The sequence below is a fragment of the Mesorhizobium sp. M7D.F.Ca.US.004.01.2.1 genome (assembly GCF_003997785.1).
Taxonomy (GTDB): Bacteria; Pseudomonadota; Alphaproteobacteria; order Rhizobiales; family Rhizobiaceae; genus Mesorhizobium; species Mesorhizobium loti.
Map to the genome: position 1 here is coordinate 1 of NZ_RZRQ01000061.1, position 22,694 is coordinate 22,694.

Consider the following 22,694-nt stretch of genomic DNA (forward strand, 5'->3'; position numbering starts at 1 on the left):
CGCCGACGGCCTCGAAAGCCTTAGCCGCCAGGTTGCATAGCGGGCGTTCTGGTGCTCACGCCGCCCGGGCAGCTTGACGATGATCACCAAGGCTACAAAAACAGCCGCAGCTGCGTGTGGATGATCGAACGGTAATCTTCGATCGTGCGGCGGCTTTCTGCTTCGCCCTGCGCAAGAGCTAGGCGCACCACGCCGCCGGCGAGCTGGAAGATCAGAAGGACAATGCGTTCGAACTGCTCGCGCTTCTCGGGCTCCAGCAGGGCGATGACATGGTCGCAGAACATCTTGGCCTGATGTCGGGTTTCGGCGATGTCGAGGTTCTTGAGCGCCTTGTCGGCCTGGATGGCGTTCTGCAGATCCTGGATGGCCGGATCGCCGGCGACACGGCTGAGATAGTCGTCAAGCAACCGGTCTGCGGCCACGATCACGTCCTTCGCTTCGCGGACATCGGCGATGATCGCCGTCAACCGTGCGCGGCTGACCTCGGAGAACCGCTCATAGAGCATCGCCAGGATCGCCGATTTGTTGGGAAAATAGTGATAGACGGTGGCGATCGGCCCGCCCGCCAGCATGCCGACCTCCTTCATGGTCACGGCGTCGATACCCTTCTCGCCGATCAGCCGCATGGTCGTCGACAGGATCGCGTCGATGCGCTCGCGGCTGCGTTCCTGCTTGGGCCTGCGCCTGGGCTCGGTCGCCATTCTCTTCACTTCGGTCATGCACCGATCTTTCGCACGGTTTCCAAATTCCGGTTGACAAAAAATATGATCAAGTATCAGTTTCTGAAATGCTGACAGGTTGTCAGCTTTTTTGCCGCACGGCAAGGACGTTGGGAGGCGCCTTTGACTTCGACAACTACCGGCCACGCAGGCAATGGCGACTGGCTGGTCGGCAATCCGACCGGCGCACAACTTGCCTCGGCCCTGTGGATCGGTTCGGTTGGCCTGCTCATTCTAGGCCTGCAGCCGGTGCTGCTCGGGGCCCTTTACACCGAGGGCCATGTCAGCGGCGATGAACTGGCGCTGGTCGCCACCGCCGAGATGATCGCCATCGCCATCGGTTCGGCTGTCGTGGCGATGTTGCTCTCGGCGCGCAACATGCGCTGGAAAAGTGCCATCCTTCTGCTGCTGCTGGCGCTGGCCAATGTGTGGACGGCCTATGCTGCAAGCGCCAACACGCTGATTGCGGCCCGCGCCCTGGCCGGGCTCGCCGAAGGCGGTCTGGTCGCGGTCGCCACCGAACTGATCGCCCGTTCGCGGCGCGCCGAGCGCATCGGCGGCTTTTTCGTCACCATGCAGACGTTGGCGCAATGCGCGCTTGCCCTGTTGCTGGCGCTTTATGTCATTCCGGCCGCCGGGTCGGCGGGTGGGTTCATTGTTCTTGCCGTCGTCTGCGTCGTGTCGCTGGCGGTCGCCTTCACCGTACCCGGCGACTATGCCGACCTGCCCAAGGAAGAGAATCTGGCCAATGTGCTGACGGTTCCTTCGATGACCGCGCTGTTGTCGGTCTTTTGCTACTTCATGTTCTTCGGCGCGGTCTGGGCCTTTCTGGAGCCGCTTGGCGCCCAATACGGCATCGATGGCCGCACCGTCGGCCTGATCGTCTCGGCCAGCCTGGCGGTGCAGGTCCTGGGTGCGATGACGGCCACCGTGTTCGAGGCGCGCATCGATTATCGCGCCGCCATCGCCACGATCGGTGTCGTGGCGCTTGTCTGCTCCCTGGTTCTGGCCAGCGGACCTGGCCTCACGATATTCTGGATCGCAGCCCTGATCATGGGCTTCATCCTCTTGTTCATCGTGCCCTACCAGATCCGGCTGGCGATCACCGCCGACGAGACGCGCACCGCCGTGCTGCTGGTGCCGGCAGCCCAGCTGTTCGGCCTGGCGATCGGCCCGATCGCGGCGTCGCTGCTCATCGACGGCAAGGATTTCCGGCCGGTGCCGGAATTCGCCGCCGCCAGTGCCGTTGCCAGCGTCGCGCTGCTTGGTCTGTTCGTCCTGGTGTCGCGGCGTCGCCGCGCCGTTGCCTGAGCGGGGGAGCGCCATGTCGAACCGTTGGAGCAACTGGTCGGGCTTGGTCACTGCTGAACCGAAGCTGATCGCCAGCCCCACTGACGCCGGCGAGCTTGGCGATCTCATTCGTACCGCACCCGGCCCGGTCCGCGTCGCCGGCGCCGGTCATTCCTTCACCCCGCTGGTAGAATCCGAGGGCACGATCCTGTCCCTGGAGAGACTGGAAGGGCTGGTCTCGCATGACGCGCAAAAACATCAGGCGCGGGTGCGGGCAGGGACCCGGCTTGGCCCGCTCATGCACATCCTGCAAGGCATTGGCCAGGGCCTGCCCAACATGGGCGACATCGACCGTCAGGCGATCGGCGGCGCGCTGGGCACCGCCACGCATGGCTCGGGACCGAGGCTCGGCGCCTATCACACGCAGCTGGAGACGGTGCAGATCGTCGACGGGCTTGGCAAGGTCCGCGATTTCAAGCGGGGAGGGGATCAGGACATGATCCATGCCATCGGCGTCGCACTCGGCGCCTTCGGCGTGCTCAGCGAAGTGACGCTGAACAACATTGCGACCTACCGGCTGCGCCGCCGCAAATGGGTGCTGCCGATCGCCGACATGCTGCGCGATTTCGAGGCGATGATGGCCGCGCATCGCTCGGCCGAATTCTACTACATTCCGTTTTCCGGTTATGCGCAGTTCATCGCCAGCGATCTCAGCGACGCAGCACCGACCCCGCGACCTCCGGAAGCGGATGAGGCTGGGTTGAGGACGCTGCGCCGGCTGCGCACCGGGCTTGTCTGGCTGCCATCGCTGCGCCGCCGATTGATCCTGGGCGCCATCGCCAAATTGCCGGCCGAGGACTACGTGCAGGACTGGCTCAATGTCTATGCCAGCGACAGGCAGACCAAGTTCAACGAGATGGAATATCATCTGCCGTTCGAGGAGGGGCCGAAGGCGCTGGCCGAGATCATCGAACTGACCGAGAAGCGCTTTCCCGAGGTCTATTTCCCGATGGAGGTGCGCACCGTCGCGCCTGACCAGTTCTGGCTCTCGCCCTTTTACAACAGGCTGACCTGCTCGATCGCCATCCACCATGACGCCGCGAACGACCCGTTGCCTTTCATGCAGGCGGCGGAGCCGATCTTCCGCAAATATGGCGGCAGGCCGCATTGGGGCAAGATGCACAGCCTCAAAGCGGCGGATTTGAAAAAGCTCTACCCGCGCTGGGACGATGCCATGGCGGTGCGCCGCGACATCGATCCGGAAAACCGCTTCGTCTCGCCCTACATTGCCGGCTTGTTCGGCATCGAGAAATGAGCGCCTATTTTTCCACCCTGTCGGATGCGCTGAAGCAAGCTGGCATCTTCCAGCCCTGCCTGGTGCTCGATCGCGATCGGCTGGACGGCAACATTGCCCTGGTCAAGGAGAGACTGGGTCCCGGCCTTGCCGTGCGGTTGGTCGACAAATCGCTCGCCTGCCTGCCGCTGCTTGCGCATATCGCCAAGGCGCTTGGCACCAATCACGTCATGACCTTCCACCCGCCGATCAGCGAGGCGGTGCTGAGGACGTTTCCGGATGCCGATCTGCTGTATGGCAAGCCGATACCCGTCGATGCGGCAAGGACGACGCTGACGACAGCTGACGCCGACTGGTCGCGTGTCTGCTGGTTGATTGATACGCAGGAGCGGCTGGCGGAATATGGCGCACTCGCGACCGACTTGGGCACAGAGCTGCGCATTGCTTTCGAGATCGATGTCGGGCTGCATCGCGGCGGCTTTGCCGATCCCGAGGCCTTGTCGAGGGCGTTGAATGCGCTCCTGGCCCACAAACGCCTGCGTTGCGAAGGCGTCATGGCCTACGAGGCGCACGCGCCGCTCATTCCGGCTCTGTTCGGCGGGCCGGCGAAAGCCTTGGCAAAGGCGTCGGCGCGGGCCGCGGCGTTCGTTGCTTGTCTCGGCCCCAACCAGCGCCGCATCCTGAACATCGGCGGCAGCAAGACCGCGCTGCTTCATCATGGCGGCGCGGCCAATGAAGTGTCGATGGGCTCGGCCTTCGTGCTGCCCAGCGACTTCGATACATCAGGTCTCGACGGCTTCCAGCCGGCGGCCTTCATCGCCACGCCAATGCTGAAAGTGGTCGAGCCGATGCTGCCCGGCCCGCCGGTCGTCACTCGCCTGCTGCAGGCGCTCGGCCGGTTTCCAGCCAAGGGCTGCTATCTCTATGGCGGCAAGTGGATGGCCGAGCCGGTGTTCCCCAAAGGCATGATGACGAACGGCCTGCTTGGCCTGTCCTCGAACCAGCAATTCATGGGCCTGCCGGCCGATGCTACCGCAAGGCCAGGCGACTACGCCTTCCTGCGCCCGACGCAGAGCGAGGCCGTGCTGCAGCAGTTTGGATCGATCGCGGTGTTTTCCGGCGGCAGGATAGTCGATCGCTGGCCGGCGCTGCCAATGGCATGATCGCCTACGCCTTGACCGGCACCCAGATCTCCAACCCGCCATTGCCGCTGTGGGCATCGAATTCGGGACCATAGCGCCCGAATTCCGGTGCATCTGCGATGTCATGACCGGAGGCGGGTAGCCAGCTGTTCCAGATCGTGTTGATCGTGCGGCGGATTGTCGAGATGTGCTCCCGATGCGAGAACACCGCGTATTTCTGCGCCGGCACCCTCACCCGGTAGAACTCCTTCGGCAAGTCCGCAAAATCGGACACTTCGACGCCGACCACATAGTCGAAATTGCCCGCGTCGTCGCCGTTGAGGCAGACGCCGTAGAAAACGCCGGCGATCTCGCCGGGGATGTTGCCGATATAGGGACTGAAGCGCTGCCACTGCATCGGAATGCCGGCGCTGCTCTCGCAACTGTAGCGTTCGCCAAAGCCACCGATAAGGAAGGGCCGGCTGGTCTCGAAGCGCGGCGGTTCGAGTGTGCTGAGCAGGGAATGGTCCATCAGGATTGGCTCCACAAGGTCGAGGGTCTTAGTCGTGCCTTGCGCGCGCACCAGTTCCGGCGTGGTGCCGAACTGGTCGCGGAAGGCACGGGTGAACGCCTCATGCGAGTTGTAGCCGGCATCGAGCGCAACGCTGAGGATGTCGGGCGCCCCGCCGGCCAGCTTGCGTGCCGCTTCGGTCAGCCGGCGCGAGCGCATGTAGCCCATCACCGAGCGGCCGGTGGCAGCGCCGAAAGCCCGCGTCACATGAAAACGCGACACGCCGCTGCTTTGGGCGACATCGTCGAGCGAGATCGCTTCCGGCAGATGGCTCTCGACGAACCACAGCGCTTTCTCGGTCGGGTTCATTTTTCTTCTCGCATTGGCCAGATCATGATGCCGTTCCCTGGCGCGGCCAGTTTGATCGAAATTGCGCATCCGGCGCAATCCGCGCCAATCCCGTCGCAGTTCGCGCACCGATATGGCCCAGCACGTCAAGCGCTTCGCTTGACAGCGCCAGGCGACACTTTATAGAACGTTATATTATTACACACCGCGAGCGTGCAATGTCTGCCTCCCTCACGTGGCCCATCACTCCATCCGAGAAATCCGTTGCGATGCGATCGGCGCAAAACTACGCTGAGGCGGTGATGGTCCCCGAGTCGAAAGGCGAGGGGTGAAAAGGGAACGCGGTGAGATCCCCAGGGATCGAGGCCGTGGCTGCCCCCGCAACTGTAAGCGGCGAGCAAAATCCATGAATGCCACTGGCCGGCAAGGCTGGGAAGGCTGGATGGCGCAACGACCCGCGAGCCAGGAGACCTGCCATCAGCATGAGTTGACCGGACGGGGTGTGCCGGGAGGAAACGCGAATCTCGGTCTTGTCGGCCGGCTCGCCAGCTTCCTTCCGTCGCCAGTTTTGGAAAGTGACGGAAAGTTGGACGGCTCCATCGATCCCATCCATCGCATCATCGTGTGCACGCTTTGCTGTGACCTTGTGACCGGGGTCAGGTCCGGGGAAGACCTTTGCACCGATTTGCGCTCCCGGCTTTCGGCCCAGCATGAGCCGGCCGTTGCGCGCGGCTTCGCGGTCGAAGGCGTGGCCTGCATGGCGGGCTGCTCGCGGCCGCTGACCGTCGCGTTTCAGGCACACGGTAAAGCTGCCTATCTCTTCGGCTCCATCGACGCGCGCGCCGATGTCGGCGACCTCGTGCGATTCGCCAGACTCTACGCGTCGCTCGCCGATGGCTGGTGCAGTTCCGGTCAGCGTCCGGCGGGATTGGCCGGCAAGACGCTGGCCCGCATTCCCGGTTCGGGCAATCCGGCGGGCGGCAGCCGATGACCGCAGCGCTCCTCGAAGCCCATGACCTCTGCGCCATGGCGAATGGGCGGGATCTGGTTCAGGCGGTCAGCCTGTCGGTGGCCGCTGGCGACCGCCTTGCCATCATCGGTCCCAATGGCGCCGGCAAGACGACGCTGGTGCGCATGCTGTCGGGCATGCTGCGGCCGAGTTCCGGCGAGGTGAAGCTCACTGGGCGCCGGCTGGACAGGATTTCGGCCGCCGAGCGGGCACTGCATATGGCCGTTGTCGGCCAGACCGACCAGCCCGATCCGCGGCTGGCGGTGATCGACTATGTCGAGCTTGGCCGGGTCCCGCACGCCGGGCTGAGACGCAGGAGCGAGGAACGCGATATTGTCGTCGATGCGCTGCGCCGGGCCGGCCTGCTGCCGCTGCTTGGCCGCACCATCGGCTCGCTGTCGGGCGGCGAGCGCCAGCGTGCCCAACTGGCCCGCGCCATCGCCCAGCAGCCAAAGATCCTGTTCCTTGATGAGCCGACCAACCATCTCGATCCGCGCGCCCGCGGCGAACTGCTCGAACTCGTGGCCGGCCTTAGCATGACCGTGATCGCGGTGCTGCACGATCTGGCGCTGGTCGCGCCGTTCGCCACCAAGGTGGTGGTGATGAACCACGCGCGTCTGCAAGCGCTCGCCGCGCCGCGCGAAGCGCTGACCCAAAAACTGATCCGCGAGATTTTCGGCATCGATGTTCTGCGTCTGCGCCATCCGACCGAAGACCGCGAACTGACGGTGTTCGAAGTGCCAAACCGTGCCGCGCCGCCGTCCTGATTGAAGCCATTCGGTATTCGACCCATCCCATCCACAAAGGAGCAACACCCCGTGAAACGCCTTGCCTTTTCGCTTGCCTTCTCGCTTCTGGCCTCGACAGCCCTGGCCTTCCCCGTGACCGTCGACAGCTGCGGCAAACCGCTGACCTTCGATGCCGCACCGAAGCGCGCCGTGATCCATGATCTCAACATGGCCGAGATGGCTTTCGCGCTGAAACTGCAGCCGTCGATCGTCGGCCTGACCGGCATCACCGGATGGTACAAGGTCGGTCCCGAGTTCAAGGCCGAGCAGGGCTCGATCCCGGAACTGGCGCCGAAATACCCGACACTCGAAAACCTCGTCGCCGTCGAGCCCGATTTCTTCTTCGCCGGCTGGTACTACGGCATGAAGCCGGGCGGCGAAGTGACACCCGATACGCTTGCCCCGCACGGCATCAAGACGCTGGTGCTGACGGAAAGCTGCGTTCATCTCGACAAGAACCGCCCGGCCGCCTCGATGGACCTGCTCTATGGCGACGTCGAAAAGCTGGGCAAGATCTTTGGCAAGGAGGCCGAGGCTGAAAAGCTCGTTTCGGGCTGGAAGACGCAGCTCGCCGATATCACCGCCAAGGTCGGCGACCGCAAAGGGACCCGGGTGTTCCTCTATGATTCCGGCGAGGACAAGCCGTTTACCGCAGGCAAGTTCGCCATCCCCAGCGCAATGATATCAGCCGCCGGCGGCGACAACATCATGGCCGACATGGACACCAGCTGGGGCAACACGGACTGGGAAACGGTGGCGTCGCGCAATCCGCAATTCCTCATCCTGCTCGATTACCAGGACGGTGGCGGCTACAGGAAGCTGCTCGATTTCCTGAAGGCGCATCCGGCCATGAAAGAGACGGACGCGGTCAAGAACGAGCGCTTCGTCGCCCTGCGCTATGCCGAACTGACGCCGGGACCCGCCAACATCGAAGCGATCGACAAGATCGCCAAGGCGATGCATCCGGAAGCCTTTTGAGCTTGCGGCACAGGGCATTTGCACTGGCCATGATGGTGGGAGCGGCGGCGATCGCCGCTCTCGCTCTGCTGTCGATCGCCTATGGCTCGACGCTGATCCCATTGACCGACGTCGTTGCCGCGCTTGGCCGTGCAATCGGCTTCAGTGGGCACGACGTCTCCGGGCCGGTCGGCAAGATCATTGTCGATCTGCGGCTGCCGCGCACCATCCTGGCTATCTGCGTCGGCGCCGGGTTGGGCGTCGTCGGTGCGCTTCTGCAGACGGTGACCCGCAACGATCTTGCCGATCCGTTCCTGTTCGGCCTATCGTCGGGAGCCGCCGCCGGCGCTGTTTCCGTCATCACCGTCTTCGGCGACAGTTTTGGTATCTGGACGTTGCCGGTCGCGGCCTTCACCGGCGGCATATTGGCTGCCGGTGTCGTCCTGCTTCTGGTCGCGCGGGTGAGGGGGCAAGGCCCGGAGCGGCTTATCCTTGCCGGCCTCGCCGTCTCGTTCCTATTCACCGCCTTGACCAACTACCTGGTCTTTGCCGGCGACCAGCGCGCCGCCCACTCCGTGCTGTTCTGGACGATGGGCGGCCTTGGCCTGGCGCGCTGGGACAATATCTGGCTCGGCGCACTGGGTGCGGGCACCATTCTGGCTTACGCGCTATGGAACCACCGCCGGCTCGACGCTTTCCTGGCCGGCGAAAATGCCGCCGAAAGCCTTGGCGTGCCGGTGGCGCGGATGCGCCGGACGACCTTTCTTGTCGCCGCTTTCTCGACGGCTGTCCTTGTCTCTGTCGCGGGCGTCATCGGCTTCGTCGGGCTGATGATCCCGCATCTGTCGCGGCCGCTGGCGGGTCCCTTGCATCTGCGCCTGGTTGCCAGTTGCGCCGTCTTCGGCGCGGTGCTGCTGCTGGCCAGCGATCTTCTGGCCCGAACGCTGCTGCCGCCGCAGGAACTGCCGATCGGCATCATCACCAGCTCGGTCGGCGCGTTCTTCGTCGTCACCATGCTCATCCGCAACCGGCTCTGACGGGCAAGAGTTCGCCAGCTCCGAGCTCTCAGACGGTCCAGAAATAGCGCACAATGTGAAAGAACACCGGCGCGGCGAAGACCAAGCTATCGGTGCGGTCCATCATGCCGCCATGGCCTTCGATCAGGTGGCCCCAGTCCTTGACGCCCTGGTCGCGCTTGATGGCCGAGGCGACCAGCCCGCCCAGAAATCCCATCGAGCAGGCGACGAAAGCCACGGCCGCCGCCTGCAGCGGCGAGAAGGGTGTCACGAACGACAACAGCGCGCCGAGCAGGCTCGCCGACACCAGTCCGCCAATCAGCCCTTCCCAGGTTTTCGACGGCGAGACGTTCGGCGAAAAACGGTGTTTTCCGAACAGCTTGCCGAAGATGTATTGCAGCACGTCGCTGCCTTGCACGACGATGATCAGGAAGGCGATCAGCAACAGGGTGCGGCCTTCGAAGCCCGGCACGTTGAGTGTCAGCAGGGCGGGGACATGGCTGACACAATAGACCGAGATCATCACCGCCCATTGCTGCGCGGCGATCCGCTCGAGGAAGCGTTCCGTGTCGCCATGCAGCGCCGTGATGGCCGGCATCAGCAGGAAGCAGTAGACCGGAATGAAGATGACGAAGAGCCCGTACCAGGCGGTCCACACCAGCCAGTATTGAAACGGTATGATGATGCCGAACATGCCAAGCAGCACCCAATGGTCGCTGCGGCGGGTGTGCGTGAGCGTCACGAATTCGCGCAGCGCGGCGAAGGAGATCAGCGCGAACAGGATGGTCATGCCGTAGCGGCCGAAGAAGAAGGCGACCGTCATCAGCGCCACCATCACCCACCAGGCGTTGATGCGCTGGGTGAGATTGACCAGCGTCGAGCTGAGCGGCTTCGGCGCCCGCGCCGAAAGGATAGCGGCGACAATGCTTGCGGTGGTCAAAACCGCCAGCAGGCCGATGATCAGGATGGAGATCTCGTGGCGCATCAATCGTCTCGCTCGGGGCGCGGGTTGAGCGCCAGAAGCGTGGCGTGGGCGCGCTCGAGAAAGGCGCGGCGTTCCTCGCCCGGGCCAACCGCGACCGGCGCGCCGAAAACGACTCGGCACAGCAGCGGAACCGGCAGGAACTGGCCCTTGGGCAGCACGCGCGACATGTTCTCGATCCAGCACGGGATCAGCTCGACCTGTGGCCGCGCCATCGATAGATTGTAGAGGCCGGAGCGGAAGGCCAGTAGCGGCTCCTCGGTCATGTTGCGGGTGCCCTCGGGAAACAGGATCAGCGAATGGCCCTGGTCGAGAACCGACAGCATGATCTCGATCGGGTTTTCCTCAGGCTTCGTCCATTGCCGGTTGATGAGCACGGACGACAGCATGTCCTGCGCGATGAAGCGGCGCAGCCGCGACTTTCCCCAGTATTCGCCGGCAGCCACCGCATGGGTGATCGCGCGCTCCTTTTCGCTGAGGCAGGCCGACAGCAAGATGAAGTCGCCATGGCTGGTGTGATTGGCGAAATAGATGCGCTGCCGGTCGGACGGCAGGCTGCCGTTCCAGATCGGACGCACCCCGGTCACCATCCAGGCCAGCGCCGAGAGGCCGACGGAGGTTACCGTCTGCAGCAAGGTGAAGGTCTTGAGCGAAAGCTTGTTCATCGCGGCGCCCAAAACCCCGCCGCCAGAAGCGCTGCGGCAAACAGGGCCAAGGCGGCGCGCTGCTTGAACAGCAAGCGGCTTGTGCCGGCCATGCGGTCGTCGAGCGAGCGTGTCGTGGACGGGGAGGGTTTTAGCCGCATGCGCGCCAATATGTCATCCACCGCGGCACCGCCGGAAGCCTCGTCCTTGTGGCTGGCCATCAGCCGGAACAGCAGCGCATCGAACACCAGCAACGCCGACAACACGAGCACGACAACCGCGATCGCGGCTGAGACCGACAATGGGATGGCCGCGCGTAGGCTCCCGAAGGCGCCGCGCGGCGAAGCAGTCAAGGGCGTAAGGATATTGGCGGCCACCACAATTGCCGCCGGCCATGCGGCCTGCCGCATCAGCATGCGGGCGAAACGACCGGCGCGTTCCTGGTAGGCATTGCCGGTCATGACGCTGCCCGCTCCGCAGCCTCGGCAAGATGAACCGGCCGGCCGGTCGTCATCAGCATCTCGCGGGCAAGCGCCGGCGTCCTGGCTCTGCCGGTCGCCACCAGCCATTCGGCAACAACGCCAGCGCTGCGCTGGAAGCCGAGCGCGCAGCACACCAACACGGGGCCGTCGCGGCGCGCACTCTCCAGCGCGCTGGCTGCCTGTTGCCGCATCGCCACTGGCGGCGGCAACAGGTCGATCATCGGAAAGCTGATCCAGCGGCAATCGGCTCGCGCCGGCTTTTCGAGTTCGGCGGCGAGGTCGATGACCGTGCCGAAGCTGTTGGCTTCGCGTGCTGTGGGAAAGCGCCCGAGAAAGATGCCGTCGGCAATCGCCACCTGAGGAGCAAGACTGCGCGTCCAGGCCCATATGTTTGCCCGAGCGCCGAGGCGGTAAGGCAAGAGCAGGATACGGCTTGCAAGCGTGATGCTGCCATCGGCGGATTTCTGGAACACCTTTGCGCCGGCCCCGGCATAGGCGAAGGCGACGATTGCCAGCGCCAGCGCCGGCCAAAGCAGGAACAGCGCGACGGCACAAAACAAGGCGCCGAGCGCGGCACCCGCCAGCGCAAGGGCGGCGCCCAGCGCATAGAACAGCGCCAGACGCCGCGCTTTCGCGTCGCTGGTCAGCCGGAAGCCTGAAAACGGCAACGCACCGCTGCGCGGAAACAGCCACAGCGCAAAGAACCCGAGCAGCGCGCCGGTCGGGATATCGATGAAGTGATGCTGCCAGGTCGTCAGCAGCGAGGCGCCGATCAGAAAGCACCAGCCATGCCAGAGCGGCAGGAGCAATCCGCTGAGCCGGTGGCGCCAATGATCCCAGATGATCACCAAAAGGGCGATGTGCAGCGAGGGCGCCTGGTTGAACGGCTTGTCGAAACCGCCGAGCACGGCAAACAGGAAGCCGGGCAGGCCGGTCGTCGCGGGCCGCACGAATGTCGCGGTCAGCGGGAACAGGATGAAGCAGGCAACGGCGACGACCTGCGCGGTGAGATAGCGCCCGGCCAGGCGGTCGACCCCTTGCCTGTTGCCGTTGAGTAGCAGCGACAGGCCGTAGAACAGGTTGATCGACCAGTAGGGCACGATGGTCCAGGCCATGAAGGGGATGCCGTGTTCCCAGGAGAACACGATGCTGCCGACGTCGTCGCGCCGCGACGCTAGCCAGTTGGCGAAGCCGTAGCTGAGGTAGAAGAACGGCGCCAGGAAGGCCAGCCAAAGAGCTGCCCTGACGACCACCCGTCCGTAGGGTTCGGCGCGCGCTGTGGATGCAAGCGATGACACCATGCTGGTCAGCGGCGCCGCGCGACCGAGACGGTGAAGATGCCCCATTGGTCGATGCGCTGCTCCAGCTTGTCGAAGCCGGCGGCTTCGACAAGCTGGTCCATCTCGCCTTGTGTGCGCCGGCGCATCACCCAGGCTTCGCCGCCGCGATGCGAGGTCAGGCTGCGGGCGATCATCTCGAGCTGGGGGTGCCAGGGCTGGTTGGTGTAGAGCAGCAGGCTTCCCGGCTGCATGGCGCTGGCCAATCCACCGAGCGAGCGGGCGACCATCGCATTGTCGGAGAACAGTTCGTAGAGGCCGGAAACGATGGCGAGGTCGGGCGCCGGATCGGCCTTGGCAAGCATATCGGCATCGAAGGCATCGGCGCGCTGGAACGAGACATCAGCCGGCAATTGCCGCTCGGTGATCAGCTTGCGGCCAAGCTGGACATTGAGGTCAGAATAATCCTGCAGGCGCACGCTCGTCGGCTGGTCTGGGCTCTTCACGATGGCATCGAGAACATAGCGGCCGTGGCCGGCAGCGATGTCGAGAATGTGCGCCGGCCGGCCAGCGGCCTTGAGCGTCGCCAGGCAAGAGCCGATCAGTTCTTCCAGATGCAGCTTGCGCTGGCGGATGCCGCGCCAGCCGATGGCTTCCAGGAAGATGCGGTCGACGACGCGGCCAACAGGTGTCAGACCGCGCGCGTCGTTCTCGTAGACGTAATCCAGCGTCGAGCCGGAATCGAAGCCGGTGGCGATGCCGGTCTTCATACCCTGGGAGACCCAGGCGCCCATGCGGATGGAGGCGCGGCTGAATGCCCAATAGAGGCCCTTGGGCGACAACAGATCGAGCGGCGAGGCAAGCCTGTCAGCCTCGTCGCGCGTGTAGCCGGCAATGTCCGCCTGCTTCAGGTCGACCGGCACATCTGGTGCTGCGAACTGCCTGGCCAGGAACGGCCGGATCAGATCAAGGGCCTTTGCCCGGTCGCGCTCGCCCAGCGTGTCGTGGAAGAAGCCCGGCAACACATGGCGTTCCTTGGCGCGGCTGCCGAGATTGACGAAGAACGCGTGCTGCGGGCCGTGGCGCACCACCCAGTCGCTGCCCGAGAGCAGAAGCTGCGTCGGCGCGGTGATGGCGCGGGCGTCAGCGACGATACGGGCGGCGTGCTGGTAGAGTTCGACCAGGATGTTGGAGGCGATTGGCCGCGTGATCAGCGGATCGCTCTCGAAAGAGGCGATGCGTACGGGATCGTGGGTCAGGAATTTCGCCTTGACGTAGGAATTGACGAAGAAACGGCCCTTGAGCTTCTGCCAGAGCGCGATGCCTTCCTTGGCGAAGGGCACGTAGAGCTTTACCGAAAAGGCCGGTGAGGCCAGCACTATGGCGCGCAGCTTCGGCGCATAGTCGTGCACCCAGGCGGCGGCAAGCACGGCGCCGAAGGATTGTGCGATCAGCGCGATATCGCGCGTGGCGAAGCCATCCCTGGCGGCAATCTCGCGCATGAAGCAGTCGATGTCGCGCACCAGGGTCGAGAAGGACGGGGCATAGCCGCGCTCGCCGGACGAACGGCCATTGCCACGGGCATCCCAGGCATAGAAGGCGTGGTCCGGCATCTGCAATTCATCGACCAGATGGGCCATGCGGCCGCCATGCTCATGGCCGCGATGGAAGAGCACCACCGCGCCCTTGGCATCGGTGGAAGCTGCCGGCCAAAAGCGGTAGAAGATCTCCGTCCCGTCATGGCTGCGGAAGACCCGCTCCAGCGCTTGCCGCTCAAGGCTTTGCGTGGCCACCGCGGCGATCGGTTCGTGCATCATGGTCTTTCCCTCTGGCGGCATGGCGAGCCTCGATGCTCAGCTGGCGCTGCCAATAAGGCCGGCGCGTATCCGGTTTATGGCGGTCAACAGCGAAAGCGTTGCCATGGCCGGAAACACAAATGGCGCGATGGATGCCGGCCAGAGCCCGGCGGCGCACAGCACGGCGACCACGCTGAGCGCCAACGCCCTGTCGCTCTTGCCGAACGGCCCGGCATAATTACGTCCGATCTTGGCAGCGATGCCGAGCACGCCGGCGAATTCGGTCAGCACCGCCGATATCGCGAAGGCGACGACGCCCCATGGGGCAAATTCCGGAAAGACGGCAAAAGGGAGAATCAGCGCGAGGTCCGAAACGACGTCGCAAAATTCGTTCAGATACATGCCGAGCGTCGAGGCTTGCCCGTGTTCCCGCGCCAGCATGCCATCCACGGCATTCAGCGCCATGCGCACGAACATCACCGCGGGAATGAGCAACAGTAGCCAGCGCCATTCATGCAGGATCGCGATGGCCGTCCCGGCCGCGGTCGACATCAGCGCCGCCAGGATGGTTATGCTGTTTGCGGTCACCCCGATTGCCGCCAGCCGATTGACCAGCGGCCGCAGTCGTCCCTGGAAAGCCGGCTTGAGAGCGTAAAGCGTCGGCATTTTCGTGATCCCCCGATCCTGATCAGCGGCTGTACATCAATATGTCAAACGCGACCAGAGCAGAGGACGCTACGGTTCGACTGCCACGGCCGCGCGCCGGCCGTTGCCAAATCGCTAACCATGATTGGCCCGGCATGGCTCTCATGCACATTTGCCGGCTTCTTGTGCAGCGCGGCATCTTGAATAGTAAGCACGCTTATTATATATACCGCTCATGGTTTCCGATGGCATCGACAGATTGGGGTTCTTGATCCACGACGTGCAGCGCTTGATGCGCAAGCGCTTCGAGGCGAGGGCCAGCGGCTTGGGGCTTTCTTCGGCCCAATGGCGGCTGCTGGTCCGTGTTGCCAAGGAAGACGGGGTCGCGCAGGCGCGGTTGGCCGAACTTCTCGAAATCGAGCCGATCAGCGTTTCGCGCCTGGTCGATCGCATGGAGGAGGGCGGCTGGATCGAGCGTCGGCCCGACGCCACCGATCGCCGCGTCCGCATGATTTTCCTGACACCCAAGGCGAGCGATGCCTACGCCGTGATCAAGAGCATTGCCGGGGAAGTCTATGAGGAATCACTGGTCGGCGTGAAGCCGGAAGCCCGCCGTGTCCTTGTCGAGGGGCTCGAGGCGATGGTCCGGAACCTGACTGACGACGAGACGCCGTCCATTGAAAAAGTAAAGAATACAGAAGGCACAGCAGCATGAACGCGGTAGCCAAGATAGACGAGAAAGTGACAGAGCTGGAGATGGAAGCACCGGAAAAGCCGGCCGCGCCCCCGGTGGCGGTTGCTCCTCCGGTCCAGCCAGCCTTGGCGCCGGTGAAGAAAAAGCGCCGGCTGGGCCGTCTCCTGCTGATGGTCGCGCTGCCCGCCGCGCTGGCTGTCGGCGGCGGTTACGTCTGGGTCACCGGCGGCCGCTACCAGGAGACGGAGAACGCCAATCTGCAGCAGGCCAAGGTGTCGATCGCTTCCGACACGGCTGGCCGTATCGTTAAAGTCGACATCTTCGATAACCAGCTGGTCAAACAGGGTGACGAGCTGTTTGCCATAGATCCCGAGCCCTACCGGATCGCTTTGGCGCAGGCCGACGCGGCGGTGGCGGGCGCGCGTCTCAATGTCGAGCAGCTGCGCGCGGCTTACGGCCAGTCGATGGCTCAGCAGAAATCCGACACCAGTCAGGTCGCCTTCGCCCAGTCGCAGTTCGACCGCGCCGCCGACCTTGCCCAGAAGGGCATCAACGCCAAGTCGTCGCTGGACGAAGCCAAGAACGACCTCGACAAGGCCAAGCAGCAGCTCGCCGTTGCCGAGCAAGGCATCATCAGCGCCAAGGCAGCCCTTGGCGGCAATCCCGACATCGAGACCGACAAGCACCCGACTGTGATGGCCGCGCTCGCCGCACGCGACAAGGCGGCCTACGATCTGGCGCAGACCACGGTCAAGGCGCCGGCTGACGGCGTCATCAGCCAGGCCTCGTCGTTCAAGGTCGGCCAGTATGTCGGTTCCGGCACGCCGCTGTTTTCACTGGTCGAGACCGGCGACACCTGGATCGCCGCCAATTTCAAGGAAACGCAGCTCACCCACATGAAGCCCGGGCAGAAGGCCGATATCGTGGTCGATACCTATCCGGGACGCACCTTCGAGGCGACGGTCAAGGCGATTGGCGCCGGCACCGGTGCCGAATTCTCGCTGCTGCCGGCCCAGAACGCCACCGGCAACTGGGTCAAGGTCACGCAGCGCATTCCCGTGCGTCTCGAACTGACCGATGCCGACGCCAAGATGGCGTTGCGCACCGGCATGAGCGCCACCGTTACCGTCGACACCGGCGTGGTGCGTGGCCTGCCGTCGATCTTCGGTCACGCCACGGCCGGCGAGGCCGCGCAGTAAAAATCAACAGAATCCCGCTGGGATCAGCGGGTGGAGGTGAATAGCAGGATTGGTCTGATGGGAGGAGCTGGAAGGATCAGAATTTGGGCGAAGCCGCATCGCAGCTCGACTGAAATCTGAAATCTTCGACGCAGACCCGTCGGTCCTCATGTTTCCGGGCGGCAGGCATCCGCTCATCAGAGACTCTCAGTCGATGTAACCCCCACATCGATAATCGCGTCCCACCGCGATGAGGGTCTCTCAACGGAAGGCGTTGCCGCCCGGAAACCCGTTGTACACGTTTTTGTTACCTGCTGGAAGTTCCCTGTCATGAGCACGCCTGAACCCTTCAAAGAAGTGCCGCATCGCGGCCTGATCACGGTCGCGCTCATGCTGGCGACGATCATGCAGGCGCTCGACACGACGATCGCCAACGTCGCGCTGCCGACCATGACGGGCGATCTCGGCGCCTCGCCGGACAACATCAACTGGGTGCTGACCTCCTATATCGTTGCCGCCGCCATCATGACGCCGGTCACCGGCTGGCTGGCCGACCGCTTCGGCCGCAAGGAACTGTTCCTGACGGCAGTGGTCGGCTTCACCGTGTTCTCGATGCTGTGCGGCATCGCCTGGAGCCTGGAGACCATGGTGTTCTTCCGGCTGATGCAAGGCGTGTTCGGCGCCGCGATCGTGCCTCTGTCGCAAACCTTCCTGCTCGACATTAATCCCAGGGAACGCCATGGCCAGGCGATGGCCATCTGGGGCGCCGGCATCATGCTGGGGCCGATTCTGGGCCCGACGCTTGGTGGCTGGCTGACCGAGAATTTCAACTGGCGCTGGGTGTTCTTCATCAACCTGCCGGTCGGCATCGTCGCCTTTCTCGGCATGGCCGCCTATTTGCCGGCCGTTGCCCGGCGCGTGCGTGGCTTCGATTTCTTCGGCTTCGCCATGATATCGCTCGGCGTCGGCGCGCTTCAGCTGCTGCTCGACCGCGGCGGTGAGGTCGACTGGTTTTCATCGGTCGAGATCTGGATCGAGCTTGGTCTCTCCCTCACCGGCTTCTGGGTGTTCATCATTCACACGATGACGGCGGAACACCCCTTCATCGATCCCAAGATCTTCCTCGACCGCAATTTCGTGACCGGGCTGGCGTTCATCTTCGTCATGGGTGTGCTCATCCTGGCGAGCATGTCGCTGCTGCCGCCGATGCTGTCGACCATCTTCGGCTATCCGACCGTCACCATCGGCGTCGTCATGGGGCCACGCGGTGTCGGCACCATGATTTCGATGCTCGTCGTCGGGCGGCTCATGAGCAAGATCGACGCCAGGATCCTCGTCGTCATCGGCTTCCTGCTGACCGCGCAGTCGCTCTACACCATGTCCAGCTTCACCCCGCAGATGGACAACTGGCTGATCATCAGCTCCGGCGTCATCCAGGGGCTGGGTATGGGAATGGTGTTCGTGCCGCTGTCGACCGTCGCCTTCGCCACGCTTGACGTGCGCTTCCGCACCGATGCTACGGCTCTGTTCAGCCTGGTGCGCAATCTTGGCTCGTCCATTGGCGTGTCGGTCGTGACGGTCCTGATGGTGCGCAACACGCAGATCAATCACACCGAGCTTTCGGCCTTCATCAACCCGTTCAACCCAAATCTGTGGGCGGTTTCTCCGGCAGCCGCAAGCGGCGATCCGATGGCGCTTTCGCAGGTCGATCGCATAGTCAATCTCCAGGCGATGATGATCTCCTACGTCAATGATTTCAAAATACTCATGGTGATGACGCTGCTTGCCATCCCGTTTGTTTTCCTGCTGCGCAAGCCAAAGCAGGCGCCTGCCGGTGGCGCACCAGCCGCGCACATGGACTAGCTTCGCCCTAGAATGGGCGCAGGGTTGATGGTGTCACGCGCCGGCTGAAGTGCGAATCATGTTGCGGCGGTGGCCGACCGAATTCATCCTGATGTCGAAGAATACTGAGCTCGAAAGTTCAAAATCGGTTCGATAACAGCGCTTGAGTCTCAGGTATCCAGGTTGCGCCGAATCGATCTCGGACCGGTTCATCTGTCGTTAGTACATCTGTAACACTATCGATCGACTTTCGTTTTACAAAGCAATCGTCTTTTTCTAGGCGCCAAATCGGAGGAGGTCTGTTGGTTACGAAATCATCCAGGAGACCCGCCGAAGCGCCCGAGTCGACCGGTCTGGCCGCCCTGACAAAATTGGCGGCCGTCTCGCATGAAATCCTCGAACGCGAGCTTCGGGCTACAATCGCCGCACTCGAGGGGCAGGCGCTTCGATTCGAGATGGTGATCGACAACATCTCGCAAGGCATCTGCTTTTTCGGCGCCGATGAACGACTGATCCTGTCCAACCGTCGCTATGCGGAGATTTACCGCATTGTGCCCGAACAATTGCAGCCGGGCCTGACATTGGGCGAAATAGTCGAACGCCGCGTCGCTGCCGGGACATCCGCTATGGCTGCCGACGCCTATCTCGCATTGGCCCGGTCGGTCAATTCGAGTACCACTTCGAGAATCTGGACCGCCAATCTCGCCGACGGCCGGACGATTCAGGTCTGCCATCAGCCAATGCCCGACGGCGGTTGGGTTTCCACGCATGAGGACATTACGGAGTTCACTGCGAATCGTCTGATTGCGGACGAGCGCATCTCGCTGCAAACGCTGATCGACTGGGTACCCGGCTATCTGTGGGTCAAGGACACCGAAAGCCGCTTCGTCGTGGTCAACAAGGCCCTTGCGTCCGACAGTGGCCGAGAGAAGACGAGCGACATGATCGGCTTGACCGATTTTGATCTTCATGCCCCCGAACTTGCGCAGAAATTTCGTCTCATCGAGCAGAACGTGCTGAACAGTGGACAACCGATGATCGACGAGGAGGAGTTTATTGTCGATGCGTCAGGCGCCGGCAAGTGGCTCTCGTCGACGAAGGTTCCGTTGCGCAATCTTGAGAACGAGATTTTCGGTCTGGTTGGCATCGCCCATGACATCACTGCCCGCAAGCAAGCGGACGTCCTTCGTGACGGGCAGGCGCATATCCTGGAAATGATCGCGATGAGCGCTCCGCTCGAGGACGTGCTCGACCGCCTCATGCGCTTGGTGGAATCTCAGCTGACAGGCATATTCGGTTCCGTCTTGCTGCTCGACAAGGACGGCAGCCATTTGCGGCACGGCGCCGCGCCGAGCCTGGCGAAAGACTATACTAACGCCCTGGATGGGATCTCCATCGGTCCCGAGGTGGGATCCTGCGGGACCGCCGTCTACCGGCGGGAGCCGGTCATTGTCACCGACGTCATGCAGGATCCGCTGTGGGAGGATTACCGCGAACTGGTGGCGGTCTACGGCTATCGTTCGTGCTGGTCGACCCCGATCCTGTCGCATCAGGGCGCCGTGTTGGGCGTATTTGCGATGTATTCGATGACGGTGCGCGGACCGGCCGAGGCCGAGACCCGGCTGATTGATTTCACAACCCGCATCGCCGGAATCGCGATCGAGCGCAAACTGGCTGAAGACCAGATCCATTTCATGGCCAACCATGATGTGCTTACCGGGCTTCCCAATCGCGCCTTGCTGGAGGACCGGCTGTCGCAAGCGGTCCTGTATGCGCAGCGATACGATCGCTGGGTGACGGTGGTGTTCATCGATCTGGACAACTTCAAGCTCGTCAACGACACGCTCGGCCACAATGCCGGAGACGAACTCCTGAAGACTGTCGCCAGCCGTATGGTTGAATGCGTAAGGGCGACCGATACGGTTGTGCGACTTGGCGGCGACGAATTTGTCATCGTTCTGTTCGACCAGCCTACGAATGTCGATCGCATCTCGGAGACCTTGCAAACGATCCGGGCAGCGATTGCAGCGCCGGTTCATATCGAAGAGCATCACCTGAGGACGACGGCCAGCATCGGTATCGCGAACTACCCCAAGGATGGAGCGAGCCCGAAAACGCTCCTGGCCAATGCCGATGCGGCCATGTATCGCGCAAAAGAGCTCGGCCGCGACAATTTCCAGTTTTACGCTCCTGAATTCAACTCGAGGGCTCATGAAAAATTCGTGCTTCAGGAGGAATTGCGAAACGCCTTGGCCCGCTCGGAATTCGCGCTGCTCTATCAGCCCCAGGTCGATCTTCGCTCGGGGCGCGTCTTTGCGGTCGAAGCGTTGATACGCTGGAACCATCCGACACTGGGCGTGGTTTCGCCGATGACGTTCATTCCGACGGCCGAGGAGACAGGTCTGATCGTGCCGATCGGCGACTGGGTTCTGCATGAGGCCTGTCGACAGAACAAGGCCTGGCAGGATGCGGGTCTGCCGCCGATGACTGTTTGCGTGAATGTGTCTGCACGGCAATTCAGGGAAAGGAACCTGGTCGGCCGTGTCGTCAACGCGCTTAAGGATAGCGGTCTGGAGGCCAGATATCTCGAGTTGGAGGTGACCGAAAGCCTCATCATGCAGGATATCGAATTGGCGGTCGCCACGATGAACGAACTGCAAGCCCTGGGCGTTCAGATATCGATCGATGATTTCGGAACGGGCTATTCCAGCCTCAGTGCACTCAAGACCTTTCCAGTCGCACGGCTGAAGATCGACAAGTCCTTCATCAACGATCTCGCTGCCGATGAGAATGATCAGGCTGTCACCAGCGCCGTGATTTCGCTGGGTCAAAAGCTGAATATGAGAGTCATTGCCGAGGGCGTCGAAACAGACGATCAGGTGGCCTTCCTGCTCAAAAACAATTGCGACGAAATGCAGGGCTTCCATTTCAGCAGACCGGTCTCTGCCCAAGACATCGAGAAATTGCTCAACCGCAAGAATTGACGGACTGGTCAGCCGGCGGTCTCCCGTGCGGCTCGACGAAGATCGCGGCCGGCAGCGACAAGCCTGCTCTTATTTCCCGAGCACGAGGCTCCAGTAACGGAGGTTGCCGTCGCTGCCGTCGCGCACATAGGCGAGACCGAAGCGGGTGAAGCGCGGGTCGAGCATGTTGCGGCGATGGCCAGGCGAATGCACCCAGATGTCGAACAGCTCCTGCAGATCGAAACGGCCCTCGGCGATGTTCTCGGCGGCCGCACCCGCAATGCCATTGCCCTTGACGCGCGAGGCGAAATCCTTGCCCCAGCCGGTGGTGTGGCTCATGCGGCGACGCTGCGCCATATAGCCGGCCTGCTGCAGGGCGGCCTGTTCGAGCTGCCGGTCGGGGACCAGCGGCGCCAGCCCGGCCGAGGCGCGGATGCTGGCAAGCGTGCCGGTCGCGGAGGAGGAGACGCCGGCGCCTTCGCCGGTTGGCAGCGAAACGGTGCTGCAGGCGGCGAGGCCGGCCAGCGCGACGAGGCCGGTCAGCACCATGCGCCTGCTCGGCATTGGGCGCGGTTCGATGGAATGGGAATGATCAATGGCCATTCTTGTCTGAATAGTCGCGATCATGGCTTTTGACGGGCAAGCGGTGAAAATTGCGCGAGAACCCATGCGTTGGTTTTCGCGAAATGCATCGCGTAGTGTTGAAGTGTCGAAGCACACCCGTTCGGCCAGCATAGTCCAGACGGCCAATGTGACGTGAGAATCCGATGCCAAAACCTGCCCGTGCCTTTCCGACGCTCTCCACCTCCCGCCTGCTGCTGCGCGCCCCGACCGCCGAAGATGCCGCCGCCTTCCGGGGTATCCTGTCGATCCCCGATGTCACCCGATTCTCGAACTGGCCGGATGCGCCGGCCAAGGTGGTGGCTGAACGGGCGATGAGATGGATGTGCAAGGCCTTTCCCACTGGCAAAGGGTGCGCCTGGATAATCGAGGATCGCGCTTCGAAGACCATGGCCGGTGCGATTCGGTACAACTGGTTCGTCAACAGATCGAAGTGCGGCGAGATCGGCTACGAACTGCATCCGGATTTTTGGGGCAAAGGTCTGATGACCGAAGCGGCTGCTGCCGTCGCTCTTTG

At 63.1% G+C, this 22,694-nt stretch carries 21 protein-coding genes and 1 riboswitch; of the genes, 12 read left to right on the forward strand and 9 right to left on the reverse strand.

Features of this window, described 5'->3' with window-relative positions:
* Window positions 1–92: 92 nt before the first annotated feature.
* Window positions 93–719, reverse strand: coding sequence for a TetR/AcrR family transcriptional regulator (locus EN993_RS11755; RefSeq protein ID WP_164757622.1), 627 nt, complete (start codon window positions 717–719; stop codon window positions 93–95).
* A 123-nt stretch (window positions 720–842) separates the two neighbouring features.
* Between EN993_RS11755 and EN993_RS11760 the strand changes: the two genes are divergently transcribed.
* The 3 genes from EN993_RS11760 to EN993_RS11770 are packed head-to-tail and all read left to right on the forward strand — an operon-like array spanning window position 843 to window position 4,466.
* Window positions 843–2,030 carry an MFS transporter gene (locus EN993_RS11760; RefSeq protein ID WP_127263278.1) on the forward strand — a complete coding sequence of 396 codons (1,188 nt, stop codon included), beginning with the start codon at window positions 843–845 and terminating at the stop codon, window positions 2,028–2,030.
* A 13-nt stretch (window positions 2,031–2,043) separates the two neighbouring features.
* Complete coding sequence (locus tag EN993_RS11765; protein ID WP_127263279.1) at window positions 2,044–3,324, forward strand: D-arabinono-1,4-lactone oxidase; 1,281 nt, start codon at window positions 2,044–2,046, stop codon at window positions 3,322–3,324.
* Window positions 3,321–4,466, forward strand: coding sequence for an alanine racemase (locus EN993_RS11770; protein ID WP_127263280.1), 1,146 nt, complete (start codon window positions 3,321–3,323; stop codon window positions 4,464–4,466). The genes EN993_RS11765 and EN993_RS11770 overlap by 4 nt, the downstream gene beginning before the upstream one ends.
* A gap of 4 nt (window positions 4,467–4,470) precedes the next feature.
* On the opposite strand, the gene EN993_RS11775 is transcribed toward EN993_RS11770, so the two are convergent.
* Complete coding sequence (locus EN993_RS11775) at window positions 4,471–5,304, reverse strand: AraC family transcriptional regulator (RefSeq protein WP_127263281.1); 834 nt, start codon at window positions 5,302–5,304, stop codon at window positions 4,471–4,473.
* Window positions 5,305–5,569: 265 nt separating this feature from the next.
* Window positions 5,570–5,777: riboswitch (cobalamin riboswitch) on the forward strand.
* A gap of 92 nt (window positions 5,778–5,869) precedes the next feature.
* Here EN993_RS11775 and EN993_RS11780 point away from each other — a divergent pair.
* From EN993_RS11780 to EN993_RS11795, 4 genes are read left to right on the forward strand one after another with little or no spacing between them, the layout of a single operon-like run.
* A complete protein-coding gene (locus EN993_RS11780; protein ID WP_245468746.1) occupies window positions 5,870–6,274 on the forward strand; it encodes a DUF1636 family protein in 405 nt (134 codons plus the stop codon).
* Complete coding sequence (locus EN993_RS11785) at window positions 6,271–7,059, forward strand: ABC transporter ATP-binding protein (RefSeq protein ID WP_127263282.1); 789 nt, start codon at window positions 6,271–6,273, stop codon at window positions 7,057–7,059. Before EN993_RS11780 ends, EN993_RS11785 begins: the two co-directional genes overlap by 4 nt.
* Before the next feature lie 51 nt (window positions 7,060–7,110).
* Window positions 7,111–8,058 carry an ABC transporter substrate-binding protein gene (locus tag EN993_RS11790; protein WP_127263283.1) on the forward strand — a complete coding sequence of 316 codons (948 nt, stop codon included), beginning with the start codon at window positions 7,111–7,113 and terminating at the stop codon, window positions 8,056–8,058.
* Window positions 8,059–8,087: 29 nt separating this feature from the next.
* Window positions 8,088–9,074: an iron ABC transporter permease gene (locus tag EN993_RS11795; protein ID WP_127263293.1), complete on the forward strand. Its 987-nt coding sequence runs from the start codon at window positions 8,088–8,090 to the stop codon at window positions 9,072–9,074.
* 28 nt (window positions 9,075–9,102) lie between these two features.
* Here the strand turns inward: EN993_RS11795 and EN993_RS11800 are convergent, their stop codons facing one another.
* The 6 genes from EN993_RS11800 to EN993_RS11825 are packed head-to-tail and all read right to left on the reverse strand — an operon-like array spanning window position 9,103 to window position 14,900.
* A complete protein-coding gene (locus tag EN993_RS11800) occupies window positions 9,103–10,038 on the reverse strand; it encodes a phosphatidate cytidylyltransferase (RefSeq protein WP_126068674.1) in 936 nt (311 codons plus the stop codon).
* Complete coding sequence (locus EN993_RS11805; protein ID WP_127263284.1) at window positions 10,038–10,700, reverse strand: lysophospholipid acyltransferase family protein; 663 nt, start codon at window positions 10,698–10,700, stop codon at window positions 10,038–10,040. The genes EN993_RS11800 and EN993_RS11805 overlap by 1 nt, the downstream gene beginning before the upstream one ends.
* On the reverse strand, window positions 10,697–11,140 hold the full coding sequence (locus tag EN993_RS11810; protein WP_109663079.1) for a hypothetical protein: 444 nt from the start codon (window positions 11,138–11,140) through the stop codon (window positions 10,697–10,699). The genes EN993_RS11805 and EN993_RS11810 overlap by 4 nt, the downstream gene beginning before the upstream one ends.
* Window positions 11,137–12,462 carry a phosphatase PAP2/dual specificity phosphatase family protein gene (locus EN993_RS11815; protein WP_127263285.1) on the reverse strand — a complete coding sequence of 442 codons (1,326 nt, stop codon included), beginning with the start codon at window positions 12,460–12,462 and terminating at the stop codon, window positions 11,137–11,139. Before EN993_RS11815 ends, EN993_RS11810 begins: the two co-directional genes overlap by 4 nt.
* Window positions 12,463–12,467: 5 nt before the next feature.
* On the reverse strand, window positions 12,468–14,255 hold the full coding sequence (locus EN993_RS11820; protein ID WP_164757624.1) for a bifunctional alpha/beta hydrolase/class I SAM-dependent methyltransferase: 1,788 nt from the start codon (window positions 14,253–14,255) through the stop codon (window positions 12,468–12,470).
* Between the two features lie 36 nt (window positions 14,256–14,291).
* A complete protein-coding gene (locus EN993_RS11825) occupies window positions 14,292–14,900 on the reverse strand; it encodes a CDP-alcohol phosphatidyltransferase family protein (RefSeq protein WP_127263287.1) in 609 nt (202 codons plus the stop codon).
* A gap of 214 nt (window positions 14,901–15,114) precedes the next feature.
* On the opposite strand from EN993_RS11825, the gene EN993_RS11830 reads away from it, so the two are divergent.
* The 4 genes from EN993_RS11830 (at window position 15,115) to EN993_RS11845 (ending at window position 21,577) form a co-directional block, all read left to right on the forward strand.
* Entirely contained in the window at window positions 15,115–15,594 is a 480-nt protein-coding gene (locus EN993_RS11830; protein ID WP_109663087.1) for a MarR family transcriptional regulator, read from the forward strand.
* Window positions 15,591–16,772, forward strand: a complete 1,182-nt coding sequence (locus EN993_RS11835) for an HlyD family secretion protein (RefSeq protein ID WP_109663089.1) — start codon at window positions 15,591–15,593, stop codon at window positions 16,770–16,772. Before EN993_RS11830 ends, EN993_RS11835 begins: the two co-directional genes overlap by 4 nt.
* Before the next feature lie 309 nt (window positions 16,773–17,081).
* A complete protein-coding gene (locus EN993_RS11840) occupies window positions 17,082–18,614 on the forward strand; it encodes a DHA2 family efflux MFS transporter permease subunit (protein WP_127263288.1) in 1,533 nt (510 codons plus the stop codon).
* Between the two features lie 281 nt (window positions 18,615–18,895).
* Window positions 18,896–21,577 (forward strand): EAL domain-containing protein, encoded by a 2,682-nt coding sequence (locus EN993_RS11845; RefSeq protein WP_127263289.1) that lies wholly within the window; start codon window positions 18,896–18,898, stop codon window positions 21,575–21,577.
* A 69-nt stretch (window positions 21,578–21,646) separates the two neighbouring features.
* Here the strand turns inward: EN993_RS11845 and EN993_RS11850 are convergent, their stop codons facing one another.
* A complete protein-coding gene (locus EN993_RS11850) occupies window positions 21,647–22,159 on the reverse strand; it encodes a CAP domain-containing protein (protein ID WP_127263290.1) in 513 nt (170 codons plus the stop codon).
* A 164-nt stretch (window positions 22,160–22,323) separates the two neighbouring features.
* On the opposite strand from EN993_RS11850, the gene EN993_RS11855 reads away from it, so the two are divergent.
* Window positions 22,324–22,694, forward strand: a 371-nt coding sequence (locus EN993_RS11855) for a GNAT family N-acetyltransferase (RefSeq protein WP_164757625.1), incomplete at its 3' end; no start/stop codon positions are given.

Excerpts from the sequence above, each read along its gene's own strand:
- EN993_RS11765 (WP_127263279.1), top strand. The coding sequence starts at position 2,044 with ATGTCGAACCGTTGGAGCAACTGGTCGGGCTTGGTCACTGCTGAACCG.
- EN993_RS11800 (WP_126068674.1), bottom strand. The coding sequence starts at position 10,038 with ATGCGCCACGAGATCTCCATCCTGATCATCGGCCTGCTGGCGGTTTTG.
- EN993_RS11820 (WP_164757624.1), bottom strand. The coding sequence starts at position 14,255 with ATGATGCACGAACCGATCGCCGCGGTGGCCACGCAAAGCCTTGAGCGG.
- EN993_RS11825 (WP_127263287.1), bottom strand. The coding sequence starts at position 14,900 with ATGCCGACGCTTTACGCTCTCAAGCCGGCTTTCCAGGGACGACTGCGG.
- EN993_RS11755 (WP_164757622.1), bottom strand. The coding sequence starts at position 719 with ATGACCGAAGTGAAGAGAATGGCGACCGAGCCCAGGCGCAGGCCCAAG.
- EN993_RS11835 (WP_109663089.1), top strand. The coding sequence starts at position 15,591 with ATGAACGCGGTAGCCAAGATAGACGAGAAAGTGACAGAGCTGGAGATG.
- EN993_RS11775 (WP_127263281.1), bottom strand. The coding sequence starts at position 5,304 with ATGAACCCGACCGAGAAAGCGCTGTGGTTCGTCGAGAGCCATCTGCCG.
- EN993_RS11830 (WP_109663087.1), top strand. The coding sequence starts at position 15,115 with ATGGTTTCCGATGGCATCGACAGATTGGGGTTCTTGATCCACGACGTG.
- EN993_RS11815 (WP_127263285.1), bottom strand. The coding sequence starts at position 12,462 with ATGGTGTCATCGCTTGCATCCACAGCGCGCGCCGAACCCTACGGACGG.
- EN993_RS11785 (WP_127263282.1), top strand. The coding sequence starts at position 6,271 with ATGACCGCAGCGCTCCTCGAAGCCCATGACCTCTGCGCCATGGCGAAT.
- EN993_RS11840 (WP_127263288.1), top strand. The coding sequence starts at position 17,082 with ATGAGCACGCCTGAACCCTTCAAAGAAGTGCCGCATCGCGGCCTGATC.
- EN993_RS11770 (WP_127263280.1), top strand. The coding sequence starts at position 3,321 with ATGAGCGCCTATTTTTCCACCCTGTCGGATGCGCTGAAGCAAGCTGGC.
- EN993_RS11850 (WP_127263290.1), bottom strand. The coding sequence starts at position 22,159 with ATGGCCATTGATCATTCCCATTCCATCGAACCGCGCCCAATGCCGAGC.
- EN993_RS11810 (WP_109663079.1), bottom strand. The coding sequence starts at position 11,140 with ATGACCGGCAATGCCTACCAGGAACGCGCCGGTCGTTTCGCCCGCATG.
- EN993_RS11805 (WP_127263284.1), bottom strand. The coding sequence starts at position 10,700 with ATGAACAAGCTTTCGCTCAAGACCTTCACCTTGCTGCAGACGGTAACC.
- EN993_RS11795 (WP_127263293.1), top strand. The coding sequence starts at position 8,088 with ATGATGGTGGGAGCGGCGGCGATCGCCGCTCTCGCTCTGCTGTCGATC.